Source organism: Bradyrhizobium sp. BRP56, assembly GCF_020194035.1.
GTDB lineage: Bacteria > Pseudomonadota > Alphaproteobacteria > Rhizobiales > Xanthobacteraceae > Bradyrhizobium > Bradyrhizobium australafricanum.
Genome location: NZ_JADYVV010000159.1, coordinates 1 through 1,636, shown reverse-complemented (window position 1 = coordinate 1,636; position 1,636 = coordinate 1). Strand labels below are relative to the sequence as shown.

The 1,636-nt window shown below is 61.7% G+C and carries 1 protein-coding gene and 1 pseudogene; both read left to right on the top strand.

All coding sequences use genetic code 11. The features are described from left to right. Nucleotides 1-1,007: pseudogene (locus I6F38_RS43125) on the top strand (IS66 family transposase); the annotation flags it as partial. Nucleotides 1,008-1,349: 342 nt separating this feature from the next. Next, on the top strand, nt 1,350-1,636 hold a 287-nt coding region (locus tag I6F38_RS43120; protein ID WP_225164674.1), incomplete at its 3' end, for a transposase.

Genomic DNA, 1,636 nt, shown 5'->3' with positions numbered 1-1,636 from the left:
CAACCGATGCCACCGTCGCCCAGGTGCTGGTGTCCAAATATGCCGATCACCTGCCGCTCTACCGGCAGGCGCAGATTTACGCCCGCCAGGGCATTGAGCTCGATCGTTCGACGCTGGCGGACTGGGTGGGGCAAGCAGCCTTCCACCTGCGTCCGTTGCATGAGCGCCTCCTCGACAAGCTCAGGCAACGGCCAAAGCTGTTCGCAGACGAGACGACGATGCCGGTGCTCGATCCCGGCCGCGGGCGTACCAAGACCGGCCAGCTCTGGGCCTATGCGGCGGATGACCGGCCGCGGGGCGGTGCCGATCCACCGGGCGCCGCCTATGTCTATGCCCCCGATCGCAAGGCCGATCGACCGATCGCCCATCTGGCAGGCTTCAAGGGGATCCTGCAGGTCGAGGCTATGCTGGCTATGGCAAGCTGGCCGAGCGTGGCGACGTTCAGCTTGCATTCTGCTGGTCGCACAGTCGCACATGCCGCGCAACTTCTACTAACTTGCCGCCCCCGGTCCCGCGCCTATTGCGGAGGCGCTCAAGCATATCGCCGCGTTCTATGCCATCGAGAAGGACATCCGTGGTCGCAGCGCCGAGGAGCGACGTCTCGATGGACAACAGAAAAGCCGGCCGCTCGCCGACGCATTCGAAAAATGGCTGCGAACGAAACTCGGTTTGATCAGCCAAAAGGCTAAGCTGGCCGATGCCATCCGTTATGCGCTCTCACGCTGGCAAGGCCTGACGCGCTTCATCGAAGATGGCCATATCGAGCTCGACAACACTGTCGAGCGCTCGATCCGCCCGATCACGCTCAATCGGAAAAACGCATTGTTCGCAGGTTCTGACGGGGCGGTGCCCAACACTGGGCCGTCATCGCCTCCTTGATCGAAACTTGCAAGCTGAATCACATTGATCCGCTGGCCTACATCACCGATGTGCTCACCAGGATCGTCAACGGTCACCCGAACCGCCAACTCGTCAGTTTGTTGCCATGGGCCTACGGAAACGGCTAGAATCCGGCCTGAGCGAAGAAAAACGACGAGCCAACATTCTTGAGGCGCGCCAGTGAGCGACAAGAACATCGTGTGGCAACAGGACGGGGTAGATCCCGGTTGGTTTACAGCCGATCACATCGGGTCGATTAGGAACAGCACGAGTTATCGCCCGGGCGGTTGGTGGTTCTTGCCTGCTTGGCTGCCCGACACGCAAGAACACGACGTTGGTCCTTTTAAAACCAAGACTGCGGCACTAGCTGAGGCGGAACGGCTGTACGCATCCGACGGGCGCCGTCTTGCGTGACGCGAGGTAATTCGCGAAGCGTGTAGCCTTAAGTCTAGCTTTAAGGTCATCAGGCGATGCGGGTCGAGGTTTTGGGCGGGCTGGAGCGGCGGCGGCGCTGGTCGCAGGACGACAAGGCGCGGATTGTCGAGGAGACGTTGGTGCCGGGCGCGAAGGTGACTGAGGTTGCGCGCCGCAATGGAGTCGCAGCCAGCTTGGTGTTTACCTGGCGTCGACAAGCACGGACATCAGAGCAGGTTGTACCATCTTTTGCGCCGGTGCAGATCGTCGCTACGGAGGTGGAGGAAGCTCCGAAGCTTTTGCCTGCGGGTGACGGCCGGGTGCGCTCCGTAGCGTCCGCGCG